Origin of the sequence: Pseudomonas sp. UMAB-08 (assembly GCF_900095225.1) — a bacterium.
Classification (GTDB): domain Bacteria; phylum Pseudomonadota; class Gammaproteobacteria; order Pseudomonadales; family Pseudomonadaceae; genus Aquipseudomonas.
In genome coordinates this window covers 1-14,164 of sequence record NZ_LT607439.1, presented here as the reverse complement: position 1 = coordinate 14,164, position 14,164 = coordinate 1, and the positions used below count along the sequence as shown (strand labels likewise).

Genomic DNA, 14,164 nt, shown 5'->3' with positions numbered 1-14,164 from the left:
CCCCCCGCCCAGATCCGTACGTGCAGAATTACCGCATACGGCTTCTGCCTTGGGTTTTGACGCCGAAGCGGGTTATGGGATAAGAATGCAAGTTAGGCTCTAGTGGATAGGGTATGAATAGCCGTACAAGCGCAGTCATGCGCTCCCAATTCAGGCGGTGTCGCTGACTCCGCCGTTTAAAGGCATGCCTCCACGCTCCGATAATTTCCCGACGAAAAGCATCCAGTCGCCGTGTATTACCAGGCACGTGGTAGTAATTGCAATAGCCTCTGAACAACCGGCTCAACCACTGCCCGATCACTGGGACTGGCTCGTGCCTGCACTTATGTATTGCGCCCGAACCTCCTTGAGCGTTGCTCTCATACGCTTGCCGATGGTCACGCGCCCAACCACGAACATACCGTTCTTGGTTTGATCACAGAAATGCGTGAACCCGAGAAAGTCCAACGTTTCGGGCTTTCCTTATCCACGCTTATTGCGATTTTCGACCGCGAACCAGCCAAACCGCAGCAAACGTGTTTTCTCTGGGTGTAGAGTCAGGTTGAACTGAGCCGGTCGAACTTCCAACGCATGGTGAAAACTTCGTGCATCTTCATCTTTTTCAAACCCTAGCACGCTATCGTCTGCGTACCACACGGCAATCATCTCACCTTGTGCCGTACGCCCACGCCATTCCCAGCCCCAAAGATCCATCACCTAGTGCAGGTAGATATTCGGTGAAATGGGCGCACCTTGTGCTGTGCCCTGCTTCGCAGGAGTTCGCTTTCCGTTTTCAAGAACAGGTTATTCGCTGCATCCAAACCCGTTTACGTTAGTTTGGCAGTAATCCGGCCGCTATGACGTTCGCCTGGGACCTGTTCCTGATCGCCGGCAACCCGAGCGTCCACGCCGGTACACCGAAAGGCGGCTCAAGTAACATCACCCCGGCAAACATGTTCAACAGCCCGGATGGGCTTGGGTTCGATGACGCCGGGCGGTTGTGGATTCTGACCGATGGCGATGTGAGCAACACCGGCGACTTTGCCGGCATGGGCAACAACCAGATGCTGTGCGCCGACCCGGACAGCGGCGAGATCCGCCGTTTCATGGTCGGCCCGGCGGGCTGCGAAGTCACCGGCATCAGCTTCGCCCCGGACCAACGAGCCTTGTTCGTCGGCATCCAGCACCCCGGTGAAAACGGCGGCTCGACCTTCCCGGAACATCTGCCCAACGGCAAACCGCGCTCCTCGGTGATGATCATTACACGGGACGACGGCGGGATCGTCGGTGCCTGAATCGCGGACAAGCGCGCTCCTGCACCATCGCGACCGCCGCAAACCATCCGCGTTGCGCTACCATGACTGGCCCGACGCGGCAGCCTGCTGCGCGCAGGAGTAAGCATGGCCCACCCGTTTGCAACACTCACGCCTGATCTGGTACTCGATGCTGTCGAAAGCATTGGTTTTCTCAGCGACGCCCGCATTCTGGCGCTGAACAGTTATGAGAACCGCGTCTATCAAGTCGGCATCGAAGACGGCCAGCCGCTGATCGCCAAATTCTATCGACCACACCGCTGGACCAACGAAGCCATCCTCGAAGAACACAGCTTTACCTTCGAACTGGCAGCGGTGGATATCCCCGTGGTGGCGCCGATGGTGCACAACGGCGAAACCCTGCACGAACATGCCGGCTTCCGCTTCACCCTGTTTCCGCGCCGTGGCGGACGGGCGCCGGAGCCGGGCAACCTGGATCAACTGTATCGCCTGGGCCAACTGCTCGGTCGTATCCATGCCGTGGGTGCAACCAAACCCTTCGAGCACCGCGAAGCCTTGGGCGTGAAGAATTTCGGCCACGATTCGCTGACGTACCTGCTCGAAAACAACTGCGTCCCGCGCAGCCTGCTGCCGGCTTACGAGTCCGTCGCCCGCGATCTCCTCAAGCGCGTCGAAGACGTGTACGCCGCCACACCGCACACCAACATCCGCATGCACGGCGATTGCCACCCCGGCAACATGATGTGCCGCGACGAGATGTTCCACATCGTCGACCTTGATGACTGCCGCATGGGTCCGGCGGCGCAGGACATCTGGATGATGCTGGCCGGTGATCGCCAGGAGCGCCTGAGCCAACTCTCGGAGCTGATGGACGGCTACGGCGAATTCCATGACTTCAACCCCCGCGAACTGGCGTTGATCGAGCCGTTGCGGGCGCTGCGTCTGATGCACTACAGCGCATGGCTCGCGCGGCGCTGGGACGACCCTGCCTTCCCGCACAGCTTCCCGTGGTTTGGCACCGAACGTTATTGGGGTGATCAGATCCTTGCTCTGCGCGAACAAATGTCGGCGCTCAATGAAGAGCCGTTGAAGTTGTTCTGACTCGCAGGACCTTTAACCTGAAGAGCCGGCGCCGCACCCACCGAGCGGCGCCCGGTGACGGCAGACACCCTGATAATTAGCTGCCTAAGGAATATGCATGCAAGCTGCCAACCCGCGTCGCGGGTATATCCTGGGCCTTATCGCCTACATCACCTGGGGACTGTTCCCGCTTTATTTCAAAGCCATAGCGGCCGTCCCTTCCATTGAAATCATTGTCCATCGCGTGCTCTGGTCCGCGCTGTGCGGCTCGTTGTTGCTGCTGGTCTGGAAGCACCCGGGGTGGTGGCGTGAGTTGCGCGACAACCCTCGCCGCCTGGCGATTCTGGCACTCAGCGGCTCCCTGATCGCGGCCAACTGGCTGACGTATGTGTGGGCGGTGAATAACGGGCGCATGGTTGAAGCCAGCCTCGGTTATTACATCAATCCGCTGGTGAACGTGTTGCTGGGCATGTTGCTGTTGGGCGAGCGTCTGCGGCCCCTGCAATGGCTGGCCGTCGGCCTGGCCGCCGTCGGGGTCGCGCAGCAGGTCTGGCAGGTCGGCAGTCTGCCGTGGGTATCGTTGGTGCTGGCACTGACCTTCGGTTTCTACGGACTGATCCGGAAAAAGGCGCCCGTAGCGGCATTGCCGGGCCTGGTGGTGGAAACCTGGTTATTGGTCCCTCTGGCGATTGGCTGGTTGTTGCTCAATCCAATGGCGGTCAGCGCTCAGGCGAGTTTCTGGACGACCTCTCAGGCGTGGTGGCTCGCGGCCGCAGGCCCGATCACGGTCATGCCACTGATCTGCTTCAACGCAGCGGCGCGTCATTTGCCGTACACCACGCTGGGCTTCCTGCAATACATCGCGCCCACCCTGGTCCTGTCACTGGCGGTTCTGGTGTATGGCGAACACTTGGCGGCCAGTACGCTGCTGGCGTTTGCGTTTATCTGGGCTGGACTGGCGGTGTACAGCGTTGATATATGGCTGCGTTCACGCCGCCGAAACTGATCGAAAAACGTACAAAGCCCTGCAAGCCACGGCACCTGTGGCTTGCAGCGATCTCTCCAGAGGTTATCCACAGCCTCATTCAACTTATTTGTGCACAAGCCATTGAAACTGTTGGTTTTTTGATCAACTCCAGCAAAGCCTTGATGGCTATGGGCCGCAGCGCTGTCTCCCCAGGTTATCCACAGGCAGGTGCACGTATAACTTGGATAACCTTTTTTACCCTATGCGCGTCAAACCTCTGTTCGAAGCACCAACTCGACCATCAAGTCATCCGCCAGATTCTCCAGACGTTTCTGCAGTACATCCAGAGACAAGGTCAGCGGCACAGCCAGAATTGCCTCGGCGTGAAACAGCGGCTCGCTGCTCATCGGTGCCGGCCTGACATCGGTTATTAACCGTTCGAGGTTAACGCCCTGTTCAGCGAGCAAGCGCGTGATGTCACGCACGATGCCCGGCCGATCATTGCCAACCAGCTCCATCGCAATCGGCTTCCAGGTGCAGGACTGCTCTATTCCACCTTGTGCAATCAATACCTGAATGCCGTGCGCCGACAGGCCCTGTAAGGCACCCACCAGCTCATCGAAGCCTTCTGCAGACACAGCCACTCTTAATATTCCGGCAAATTGCCCGGCCATCCGAGACATACGGCTTTCCAGCCAGTTGCCGCCATGCTCGGCGATACATTGGGCGATCCGCTCGACCTGACCTGGCTGATCAGGCGCAAAAACAGTGAGTACGAGATGATCCACGGTCGATTCCTCTTATCCTGCATGGGCCCAGGCCCCGATAAATCAGGGTTTTCCGGGCTGTCGGACAAGTATAGGCAACGCCTGCGGATGCGCTTTGGTCATCAAGGGATCATCGGCTCAAAGGGCAGATCGTGTACCGGTTCTAGAATTACCTGGAACAATTCTTGTGCTTTTTGAGAACATTCTGTCCCTCGGAGTGACCCGCACAAGACTACGGGTCGTTCAATGACGTATTTAGTCTGATTTTCACAACCGCAACTCATCATGTAGTATGCCGCAGCGAGCACTACATAACATTGGATTGATGTCTGCCAAGGCGCGTTTTCAAACCCGTAGTTCCTTGCTGCACACGGTTGTGCGAGCAGCATGGGTCAAGCCCGGCCGCCAGCGATGGCAGGTTCCGGCACACGGGGTTTGATGAGCACGCCAAGGACTTTATTAGAAAGCTGAATAGCTGAGCAGAGTGAGGCAAGCAATGACTGAACACGTTCAAGTCGGTGGCCTGCAGGTCGCCCAAGTCCTGTTCGACTTCGTGAATAACGAAGCCATCCCTGGAACCGGCCTCGACGCCGCGAAGTTCTGGGTCGGTGCAGAGAAAATCATCAATGAACTCGCGCCGAAGAATAAAGCCCTACTCGCCAAGCGTGATGACTTCCAGGCGCAGATCGATGCCTGGCACCAGTCCCGCAAGGGCGTTGCGCACGACGCTGCGGCTTATAAAGCCTTCCTGCAAGAAATAGGTTATCTGCTGCCAGAAGCGGCGGACTTCCAGTTGACGACGCAAAACGTCGACGATGAAATTGCCCGCATGGCCGGCCCGCAACTCGTTGTGCCGGTAATGAACGCACGCTTTGCCCTCAACGCCTCGAATGCGCGTTGGGGTTCGCTGTACGACGCTTTGTACGGCACCGATGCCATCAGCGAAGCGGACGGCGCGGAAAAAGGCAAAGGCTACAACAAGGTCCGTGGCGACAAGGTCATTGCCTTCGCCCGCGCCTTCCTCGACGAAGCCGCGCCCCTGGCTGCTGGCTCGCACGTCGATTCCACCGGCTATAAAATCGTTGACGGCAAACTGGTCATCGCGCTCAAAGGCGGTAGCAACAGCGGCCTCAAAGACGACGCGCAACTGATCGGCTATCGCGGTCAGGCTGCGGCACCGACCGCCATCTTGCTCAAACAGAATGGTCTGCATTTCGAAATCCAGATCGACGCCACCAGCCCTGTCGGCCAAACCGACGCAGCCGGTGTCAAAGACGTACTGATGGAAGCCGCGCTGACCACCATCATGGACTGCGAAGACTCGATCGCCGCCGTCGATGCTGATGACAAAGTGGTGGTGTACCGCAACTGGCTGGGCCTGATGAAAGGTGATCTGGCCGAACAGGTGTCCAAGGGCGGCGAGACATTCACCCGTACCATGAACCCCGACCGCACCTACACCGCTCCTAATGGCGGCGAAGTGAGCCTGCACGGTCGTTCGCTGTTGTTCGTGCGGAACGTGGGTCACCTGATGACCATCGACGCCATTCTTGATAAAGACGGCAACGAAGTCCCGGAAGGTATTCTCGACGGCCTGATGACCAGCCTTGCTGCGATCCACAGCCTCAACGGCAAAAGCACGCTGAAAAACAGCCGCACCGGTTCGGTCTATATCGTCAAACCGAAAATGCACGGCCCCGAAGAAGCAGCGTTCACCAACGAGCTGTTCGGTCGCATCGAAGACGTCCTGAACCTGCCACGCAATACGCTCAAAGTCGGGATCATGGACGAAGAGCGTCGGACCACGGTCAACCTCAAGGCCTGTATCAAGGCTGCCAGCGAGCGCGTGGTGTTCATCAACACCGGCTTCCTCGACCGCACCGGCGACGAAATCCACACCTCCATGGAAGCGGGCCCCGTCGTGCGTAAAGCACAGATGAAAGCCGAGAAGTGGATTGGCGCCTACGAAAACTGGAACGTCGATATCGGTTTGAGCTGCGGCCTGCAAGGTCGTGCGCAAATCGGTAAAGGCATGTGGGCCATGCCTGACCTGATGGCGGCGATGCTCGAACAGAAAATCGCTCACCCTCTGGCCGGCGCCAACACCGCCTGGGTACCTTCACCGACCGCTGCTGCGCTGCACGCGCTGCATTACCACAAGGTTGACGTGTTCGCCCGTCAGGCTGAGCTGGCCAAACGCGGTCGCGCCTCGATCGATGACATCCTGACTATCCCGTTGGCGCCAAACACCCACTGGACAGCCGATGAGATCCAGAACGAACTGGACAACAACGCCCAAGGCATCCTTGGTTACGTCGTGCGCTGGATCGATCAGGGCGTCGGTTGCTCGAAAGTGCCGGATATCAATGATATTGGCCTGATGGAAGACCGCGCCACGCTGCGTATCTCCAGCCAACACATCGCCAACTGGTTGCGCCATGGCGTCGTCAGCGAAGCGCAGGTACTGGAAACCCTCAAGCGTATGGCACCTGTGGTCGACCGGCAGAATGCCAACGACCCGCTGTATCGCCCGCTGGCCCCGGATTTCGATAGCAATATCGCGTTCCAGGCCGCAGTTGAACTGGTGATCGAAGGGACTAAACAACCCAACGGTTACACCGAGCCGGTGTTGCATCGCCGTCGTCGTGAGTTCAAGGCTAAAAACGGGCTGTAAGCTGCAAAATGCGGTGTGTCTGACACGCCGCGTTCGCCCCCACAGGGAATCGCGATTTTCTGTGGGCGCGAATTCATACGCGAATAGCTGGACTAGGTGTATCTGACACCCCCCTCATCCCATCCCCAACTCACGCTTGACCAACGCCAACAACTGCTTGGTATTGATCGGCTTGAGCAAAAAATCCACCACACTCAAGTGCATTGCCGCGATGGCGTCTTTCACGTTGGCGTCGCCGGAAACAATGATGATCGGCAGCGCCGCACGCTCGGATTCACGCACCTGACGAATCAAGTCCAGCCCACTGCAGGGCGCCATCTTCAGGTCGGTGATCAACAAACCGATGGATTCATGGGTGTTCAGCAGGTTTAACGCGGTACTGCCACTGGCCGCCGTGAGACACCTGATGCCATTGAGGCTGAGAATTTCGGCCAATACCTCGCGCGCGTCTTTATTATCATCGACGATCAGCACCCGCTGTTGCACAGGCTCATCAGGCGCTTGCATCACCTGATTGAGGGCCTCGCGCTCTTCATCGCTCAAAATATCGAGGTCCGGCATACACTCTCATCCTTTACCAAGCCCTACTCAGACAGCGGACTGCCCTGATTTAGCAGTACGTCTCGTCGGCTTTGCGCGTCCATGTTCACCTACGAAATCCACGATAGCCACTGCGCCAATTTATGCGAGCCCCGCTGAGTTGAGTTAAGCATTTTTCAGCGATCCTAGACTTACGTCCAATGGGCACTGCCTTGCAAGCGGCCGACCATGAACGTCTAAAACCCATTCGATAAAAATCGACAAAAAAGTGCGGTAGTGGTCATGAGCAAAGCGGATGCTTTCACCCAGGCAGGCAAAACGGCGGTGTTGCAGAACATTCAGGGCACGATTCAGTTCTTGCAAAAATTCCCCCCGTTCAATCAGATGGAAAACGCCCACCTCGCGTATCTGGTCGAACAGTGCCAACTGCGTTTTTACGCGACGGGCGAAAGCATCATCAAGCCCAGTGAGGGACCGGTAGAGCATTTTTACATCGTCAAACAAGGCCGCGTGGTCGGCGAGCGCCCTCATACCGTCAAGAGTGGCACCGAAACCACGTTCGAGATCACCACTGGGGAATGCTTCCCGCTGGCGGCGTTGCTGGGCGAGCGGGCTACCCGCACCGAGCATCTGGCGGCCGAAGACACCTTCTGTCTGCAACTGAACAAGCTCGCCTTCATCAAGCTGTTTGCCCTTTCCAACACTTTCCGTGATTTCGCCTTGCGCGGGGTCAGCAGCCTGCTCGACCAGGTCAATCAACAGGTTCAGCAGCGCGCCGTGGAGACCCTCGGCATGCAGTATTCGTTGAACACGCGGCTCGGCGAACTGGCCATGCGTCATCCCGTGACGTGCAGCCGCGACACGCCTTTGCGGGCGGCAGTCAAGCTGATGCACGATCAGCAAGTGGGCAGCATCGTAATTGTCGACGAGCGCAAAACGCCGCTGGGCATCTTCACCCTGCGTGATTTGCGCCAAGTGGTGGCCGACGGCGTTGAGGACCTGGGCCTGCCCATCGAGCAGCGAATGACGCAGGCGCCGTTTTCTCTCAGCCCCGATGCCACCGCCTTCGATGCCGCCATCGCGATGACAGAACGGCATATCGCCCACGTGTGCCTGGTCAAGGACAAGCGCTTGTGCGGCGTTGTGTCCGAGCGCGACTTGTTCTCTTTGCAGCGCGTGGACCTGGTGCATTTGGCTCGGACCATCCGTACCGCCCCACGCATTGAAAGCCTGGCCAACCTGCGCGGGGAAATCGTGCAACTGGTCGACCGCATGCTCGCCCATGGTGCCTCGTCGACCCAGATTACCCAGATCATCACTCTGCTCAACGATCACACGGTGTCCAGGGTCATCGAGCTGACGCTGGCAGAGAAAGGCGACCCTGGCATTGCGTTCACCTGGTTGTGCTTCGGCAGTGAAGGCCGTCGTGAACAGACGCTGCTCACCGACCAGGACAACGGCATTCTGTTCGAAGCCCGCGATGCGGCACACGCGGCTGAAATCCGTGGGAAGTTATTGCCCCTGGCGCAACAGATCAACCAAAGCCTGGCGCAGTGCGGATTTACCCTGTGCAAGGGCAATATCATGGCCGGCAACCCGGACCTGTGCCTGTCACGCGCGGAATGGTCACGACGCTTCAGCGCGTTCATTCGTGAGGCGACACCTGAAAACCTGCTGGCCTCGACGATTTATTTCGACTTGCGGGTGGTGTGGGGCGATGAGCAAGGCGCCGATCAACTGCGGCACGAGATTCTCGATCAAATCGCCGACAATCGCCTGTTCCAGCGCATGATGGCCGAAAATGCACTTCGTCATCAGCCGCCCGTGGGGCGCTTCCGTGAGTTCGTGCTCGCGCGCAAAGGCGGCGAAAAAGCCACGCTGGACCTTAAAGTCCAGGGCCTGACTCCCTTTGTCGACGGCGCCCGCCTACTGGCCTTGTCCAACGGCATCGAAGCCAGCAATACCTTGGAACGCTTTCGTCAATTGGTCGCCAAAGAAGTGATCGAACCGCTCGACGGTGCCGCCTATGAAGAGGCCTACCACTTCATTCAGCAAACCCGCATGCAGCAACATCAAATGCAAAGTCGGCAAAATCAGCCGTACTCCAACCGGGTCGACCCGGACATTCTCAACCACCTGGACCGACGAATTCTGCGTGAGTCGCTGCGCCAGGCCCAACGCCTGCAAAGCAGCCTGACGCTGCGTTATCAGCTATGAATCTGAATATATTCGGTTGGCTACGCCCGCACGCCCCTCACTTGAACATGCAGCAACAGCAACGGCTGGAGCAGCTACTGCCCTGCGCCGCGCTCAACAAGAACCCGCTGCGCCAACAACGTTGGGTGGTCCTGGACCTGGAAACCACCGGGTTGAACCTCAACCGTGATCAGGTGCTGTCAATTGGCGCGGTGGTGATCGAGGACGGTGCCATCGACCTTTCTCAGCAGTTCGAGCGGACCTTGCTGCGCTCGGATCACAAGGTCAGCCCCAGTGTGTTGATTCACGGTCTGGGCCCCAGCGCCATTGCGGCTGGCTGTGACCCGGCGGATGCCCTTCTGGACCTGATGGAGTTCGTCGGCAGTAGCCCGATGATGGCGTTTCATGCGGCGTTTGACCGGCACATGCTCGGCCGCGCCTTGAAAGACAGCCTCGGTTATCGCTTGCAGCACAGCTTTTTCGATGTCGCCGAGATGGCGCCGATGCTTTGCCCGCAGGCGCACATTCGCAAGGGTGGGCTGGACGCCTGGACTGCGTTTTTCGGCCTGCAAGCCGGCGAGCGCCATCACGCCAGCGCCGACGCACTGGTCACCGCAGAGCTGGCGCTGATTTTGTTCAGCTACGCCCGCCGCCAACAAATCGACAGCCCGGCAAGCCTCGACCAACAACTCAGCCATTGGCGCAGACGCCAGGAAACTCATTCGTTTTAAGTGCCGCTGGTATTCAGTCCAAAGCACCCAAAGAGAGCTGATTGGCGTGGTGACGCTGATCTGCGCAACAGTGGGTGGAACATGTTGTCTTGGGTCGGGATGGAGTGCCGGCACGCCTTAGTGTTCGTGCGCGAGGGATTGTTGGCGCGTTGACGGATCGTCATTGCGGACAATCCACCCGCTGATTAGTCTAGGCTCCTGTCTCACCCGAGGAATTCCCATGTCCGTTCCCAGCATGACCTTGTTCTACAACCCGGCATCGCCCTTTGCGCGCAAAGTCTTGATCCTGCTGCACGAGACAGGGCAACTTGATCGAGTGGCGTTGCTGCCGACGCAGGTCAGTCCTGTCAGCCCGGACGCGGCGCTCAATCAGGATAATCCGGCGGGCAAGTTGCCAGCGCTGCGTTTGGCTGACGGCAATGTGATTCATGACAGCCGGGTGATTCTCGAATACCTCGACACCCAGCATGTCGGCAATCCGCTGATCCCGCGCGAAGGCTCGGCGCGCTGGAGACGTCTGACCCTGGCATCTCTGGCTGACGCGCTGCTCGATGCGGCGCTGCTGATTCGCTATGAAACCGCCCTGCGGCCGCCGGAGAAACACTGGGACCTGTGGCTGGACAACCAAGCCGAAAAAATCCAGCGCTCCCTGGCGTATTTCGAACAGAACGCAATCGCCGAACTCAGCTCGCATTTCGACATCGCCGCCATCAGCGTTGCTGCCGCCCTGGGCTATCTGGATTTCCGTCAACCTGATCTGGGCTGGCGCAACAGCTGTCCACACCTGGCCAACTGGTTTGCTGAAGTCAGCCAGCGGCCATCGATGCAGAGCACGCAGCCGCCGGCGTAAGGTTTGATGTACAGAGACGGGCGGCGCCTGCCACGCCGCCTTCGCGAAAGGGTATCAGCCGCAAATCAGCAATCTGGTTTGTCCGCGGTATAACGACGCGCCGGATTGACTGCGGCACCGAACTCACGAAGGGCCTTGGCACCGATCAGCAGCGGGTAATTGAAGCTGCTGCGGTCGGTCAGGTTGACCTCGACCGTGCGTTTGACCTTGCCCAGACACAGTTCCAGATCGACGACCGGGCGTTTGCTCGGGTCGGCAACGTCTTCGTCATCTTCTTCGGAGCGGGTCTTGATCTTGCTGATCCGCGCGACCTTGTGCTCGTAGACCTTGTCACTGGCGCCTTTGGTCGCCAGACGGAAGCGCACCCAGTCTTCGCCATCCCGTTTGAACATCTCAATGTCTTTGGCCGAAAGCGACGCCGTCAGGGCGCCCGTGTCCATTTTCGCCTGGAGGGTTTCACCGATTTCCGGCACCCCGATGTATTCGTAGCGACCGTACAACGTTGGCTCAGCGGCCATCACAGGGAGGGCCAGCAGAGACAACAGGGCCAGGATTGATTTCACGTAGGGATTCCTCTAAATGGATGAAGCCTGTTCGCAACGATAACGTGCCGCCAGCATAGGCACCCGCGCGTGAAACATTCGTAAACACAGACAACGCACGCACCGTCGCCTTGCGCGACGATGCGTCAAACCGGTGAATCAGCTACCGACATTCCACAGGCTGCCCAGGCTTTGCAGCGCTGAACCGCTGGCGCCTTGCTGCCCCAGGTATTGCAGGATCAGCGGGGCGAACTGGCCCACCAGGCCGCTGTCCATGCCCAACGCTGTGAAGGCCGAATTGACGTCCGCCATGCTCTTCACGTTGCCCAGCGCGTTGGTCGCTGCCGAATTACCCGAGCCACCCAACAACCCACCCAGACTGCCCAAAGCGCCTGCGCCGGACAAAAGATCCAGGCCAGGAACAGCTTGGGTCATCTGCGAATAATCGGCGCTGCTCAAGTTGTTTTTGGCCAGCCCCAACAACGCCCCGGTACCGCCGATGGCTTGTTCGGGGGTGACATTGAGCTGAGTGCCCACCGTATTGAGCAAACCCGCCGCTTCAGGCGCAGCCGTGGTTTTCTGATTGCCGCCGGTGGCAGCGGAAACTGCATTCGCGGCATCGTTCAGGTTGAAAGCGAAGACCGGGCTCGCCGCCAAAGTCATTAGCGTAGCCAGTGCAAAACCGCGTGAAATCTTCATCTAAACAACCTCGTCAGCCATGGAGTCCGGCGAATTGCCGGCATAAAACTGAAAATTTGACCACGACATCAGCCTTATCGTTCCCCTTCACAGTCCTGCAAGCTGTAGCTGATGATGAATGGCCCGCATAGCATCCTGATCAAAGATGAAAAAGGCAATTTTACAAAGTGTTCATGCCCAAAAGCTGAGGCATAACTGGCGGGCCTGATCAGGCTGAACGGCTTTTCTTTCGATAATAGAGAGCACTGAGGTGAATGGAACAGCGGCTCAATCTGAACTACCCTGCGATGGACTTGGCAAACTGCACGGCGCACCTCTTCACCTTGTCTGGAGAACCACTATTTCCTCTGACGACGCCGATGAACTCAGGCAACTGCTGGCTGAATGCACGCTCGGTAACCGACGGGCGTTTGAAAGTCTCTACCAAAGGGTTTCAAAACGCCTGTTCGCTGTCGCCCTGCGTTGCATGAACCGTAGTGATCTGGCCGAAGAAGTGTTGCAGGAAAGCTTTGTGCGTATCTGGCACAACGCCTCGCGCTATGACGGCAATCTGTCGGCACCGATGACCTGGATGGTCAACATCACCCGCAATCAAGCCATCGACCAGTTGCGCAAGCACCGTGAAGTACCGCTCACCGAAGAACAGGCAGACACACTCTTCGACGACAGTCCGAGTGCCCACGAACAACTCGACAGTCAACGTGAAGCTCAGGCATTGCAGCGCTGCCTGGAGACGCTTGAAGGCATGCAGCGCACCTCAATTATCACGGCTTATTTCCAGGGTGTGTCCTATGCCGATCTGGCTACGCACTTGGCGGCGCCGCTCGGTTCGGTAAAATCCTGGATTCGCCGAGGCATGGAACGCCTGCGCAGGTGCCTTGAATCATGAATTACCAACAACCTGCTCTACGCCGCGCCCTCGCCGCCGACTATGCCATTGGCTTGATGCCGCTTACCGCGCGCCGCCGATTCGAACACCTTCTGCTGGACGATCCCGCCTTGCGCGCCGAACTGGCACAGTGGCAGACCACCCTTGCCGCACTCACCGCGCCCCTGCCAGAACACCCGGTGCCCGACCGAGTCTGGCACGCCATCGAGGCCCGGATTGATCCGCAAAAACTGCACATCCCGGCCAAACGTCCATTCTGGAATTGGCTGCGCATGACCGCTGTCGCCTGCTCACTGGTCGTCGCCATCATCGCGGGCGTCCTCTACAACCACGACACCCTCAACTACAGCGCCACACTGATGGCTGCTAATCAGCAGCCCGCGATCAGTGTTCAGGCGTACAGCCACTATTTGAACGTCGCACCACTGACCCTGCCTTCCATAGAAACGGGGCGCAGCCTGGAGCTGTGGGCCATCCCCGCAGACGGAAAACCAATCTCCCTCGGCCTGCTGCCCGCACACGGCAAAGGCCGAATCATCCTGAGCGAAAGCCAACAGAAACTGCTCGGGGCACCTGTCACCCTGGCCGTCAGCCTGGAACCCGAAGGCGGCTCACCCACAGGACAACCGACCGGACCGGTGTTGTACCAAGGAGCACTGGCGGGGCTTTGATCAGGGTGATTCCACAATTACCTAGCATTTTTGCCAGCTATGCAGGCACCTCTTGGGGGTTGAAAGTAATACTCCCAACGAATAGAGCGCGCACCCCATGGCTTCCACGCCCGAAACAACCCTGCTACTCACTGATCAGCAGCGCTCGGTACTGCACACAGTCAATGCCAAAGCGCATAAGCCCAAGGCGTACACAGCCTATGGACATCATCCGGCAGAAAGCGGCATCACGTGTTTGCTCGGCTTCAATGGCGAACCGCCTGACCCGGTAACGGGGCATTATTTGTTGGGGAATGGTTACCGGG

Annotated in this window: 12 protein-coding genes and 2 pseudogenes; 10 read left to right on the top strand and 4 right to left on the bottom strand. The window is 58.5% G+C overall.

Annotated elements, in window-relative coordinates:
- Nucleotides 1-833: 833 nt before the first annotated feature.
- The 3 genes and pseudogenes from K0F75_RS24540 to rarD form a co-directional block, all read left to right on the top strand.
- A pseudogene (locus K0F75_RS24540) lies at nt 834-1,274 on the top strand (alkaline phosphatase PhoX); the annotation flags it as partial.
- Nucleotides 1,275-1,379: 105 nt separating this feature from the next.
- Nucleotides 1,380-2,354 (top strand): serine/threonine protein kinase, encoded by a 975-nt coding sequence (locus K0F75_RS24535; protein ID WP_219064555.1) that lies wholly within the window; start codon nt 1,380-1,382, stop codon nt 2,352-2,354.
- Nucleotides 2,355-2,451: 97 nt separating this feature from the next.
- Nucleotides 2,452-3,339, top strand: a complete 888-nt coding sequence (gene rarD, locus K0F75_RS24530; RefSeq protein WP_219064554.1) for an EamA family transporter RarD — start codon at nt 2,452-2,454, stop codon at nt 3,337-3,339.
- Nucleotides 3,340-3,569: 230 nt separating this feature from the next.
- On the opposite strand, the gene K0F75_RS24525 is transcribed toward rarD, so the two are convergent.
- Nucleotides 3,570-4,088: a glycine cleavage system protein R gene (locus K0F75_RS24525; protein ID WP_219064553.1), complete on the bottom strand. Its 519-nt coding sequence runs from the start codon at nt 4,086-4,088 to the stop codon at nt 3,570-3,572.
- A 475-nt stretch (nt 4,089-4,563) separates the two neighbouring features.
- Here K0F75_RS24525 and K0F75_RS24520 point away from each other — a divergent pair, with 475 nt between their 5' ends.
- The gene (locus tag K0F75_RS24520) at nt 4,564-6,741 is read left to right on the top strand and encodes a malate synthase G (RefSeq protein WP_219064552.1); all 2,178 of its coding nucleotides are present in this window, start codon (nt 4,564-4,566) and stop codon (nt 6,739-6,741) included.
- Between the two features lie 114 nt (nt 6,742-6,855).
- Here the strand turns inward: K0F75_RS24520 and K0F75_RS24515 are convergent, their stop codons facing one another.
- Complete coding sequence (locus K0F75_RS24515) at nt 6,856-7,302, bottom strand: response regulator (protein WP_219064551.1); 447 nt, start codon at nt 7,300-7,302, stop codon at nt 6,856-6,858.
- A gap of 261 nt (nt 7,303-7,563) precedes the next feature.
- Between K0F75_RS24515 and K0F75_RS24510 the strand changes: the two genes are divergently transcribed.
- The 3 genes from K0F75_RS24510 to K0F75_RS24500 all read left to right on the top strand — a co-directional run bounded on the left by K0F75_RS24510 (nt 7,564) and on the right by K0F75_RS24500 (nt 11,058).
- Nucleotides 7,564-9,498 (top strand): putative nucleotidyltransferase substrate binding domain-containing protein, encoded by a 1,935-nt coding sequence (locus K0F75_RS24510; protein ID WP_306823072.1) that lies wholly within the window; start codon nt 7,564-7,566, stop codon nt 9,496-9,498.
- 2 nt (nt 9,499-9,500) lie between these two features.
- Nucleotides 9,501-10,208, top strand: a complete 708-nt coding sequence (locus K0F75_RS24505; protein ID WP_219064582.1) for a PolC-type DNA polymerase III — start codon at nt 9,501-9,503, stop codon at nt 10,206-10,208.
- A 220-nt stretch (nt 10,209-10,428) separates the two neighbouring features.
- Nucleotides 10,429-11,058 (top strand): glutathione S-transferase, encoded by a 630-nt coding sequence (locus K0F75_RS24500; RefSeq protein WP_219064549.1) that lies wholly within the window; start codon nt 10,429-10,431, stop codon nt 11,056-11,058.
- A 65-nt stretch (nt 11,059-11,123) separates the two neighbouring features.
- Here the strand turns inward: K0F75_RS24500 and K0F75_RS24495 are convergent, their stop codons facing one another.
- Nucleotides 11,124-11,621: an ATP-dependent zinc protease gene (locus tag K0F75_RS24495; RefSeq protein ID WP_219064548.1), complete on the bottom strand. Its 498-nt coding sequence runs from the start codon at nt 11,619-11,621 to the stop codon at nt 11,124-11,126.
- A gap of 138 nt (nt 11,622-11,759) precedes the next feature.
- Nucleotides 11,760-12,299, bottom strand: a complete 540-nt coding sequence (locus K0F75_RS24490; protein WP_219064547.1) for a DUF2780 domain-containing protein — start codon at nt 12,297-12,299, stop codon at nt 11,760-11,762.
- 250 nt (nt 12,300-12,549) lie between these two features.
- On the opposite strand from K0F75_RS24490, the gene K0F75_RS24485 reads away from it, so the two are divergent.
- From K0F75_RS24485 to K0F75_RS24475, 3 genes and pseudogenes are all read left to right on the top strand, one after another.
- Nucleotides 12,550-13,188, top strand: coding sequence for a sigma-70 family RNA polymerase sigma factor (locus K0F75_RS24485; RefSeq protein WP_219064546.1), 639 nt, complete (start codon nt 12,550-12,552; stop codon nt 13,186-13,188).
- Nucleotides 13,185-13,859, top strand: a complete 675-nt coding sequence (locus K0F75_RS24480) for an anti-sigma factor domain-containing protein (protein ID WP_219064545.1) — start codon at nt 13,185-13,187, stop codon at nt 13,857-13,859. Before K0F75_RS24485 ends, K0F75_RS24480 begins: the two co-directional genes overlap by 4 nt.
- Before the next feature lie 97 nt (nt 13,860-13,956).
- Nucleotides 13,957-14,164 (top strand): annotated as a pseudogene (locus K0F75_RS24475) (RHS repeat-associated core domain-containing protein); the annotation flags it as partial.

What these genes read in the sequence shown, in the direction of transcription:
- K0F75_RS24535 (WP_219064555.1), top strand. Translation starts at nt 1,380, where the DNA reads ATGGCCCACCCGTTTGCAACACTCACGCCTGATCTGGTACTCGATGCT.
- rarD (WP_219064554.1), top strand. Translation starts at nt 2,452, where the DNA reads ATGCAAGCTGCCAACCCGCGTCGCGGGTATATCCTGGGCCTTATCGCC.
- K0F75_RS24520 (WP_219064552.1), top strand. Translation starts at nt 4,564, where the DNA reads ATGACTGAACACGTTCAAGTCGGTGGCCTGCAGGTCGCCCAAGTCCTG.
- K0F75_RS24515 (WP_219064551.1), bottom strand. Translation starts at nt 7,302, where the DNA reads ATGCCGGACCTCGATATTTTGAGCGATGAAGAGCGCGAGGCCCTCAAT.
- K0F75_RS24510 (WP_306823072.1), top strand. Translation starts at nt 7,564, where the DNA reads ATGAGCAAAGCGGATGCTTTCACCCAGGCAGGCAAAACGGCGGTGTTG.
- K0F75_RS24500 (WP_219064549.1), top strand. Translation starts at nt 10,429, where the DNA reads ATGTCCGTTCCCAGCATGACCTTGTTCTACAACCCGGCATCGCCCTTT.
- K0F75_RS24490 (WP_219064547.1), bottom strand. Translation starts at nt 12,299, where the DNA reads ATGAAGATTTCACGCGGTTTTGCACTGGCTACGCTAATGACTTTGGCG.
- K0F75_RS24480 (WP_219064545.1), top strand. Translation starts at nt 13,185, where the DNA reads ATGAATTACCAACAACCTGCTCTACGCCGCGCCCTCGCCGCCGACTAT.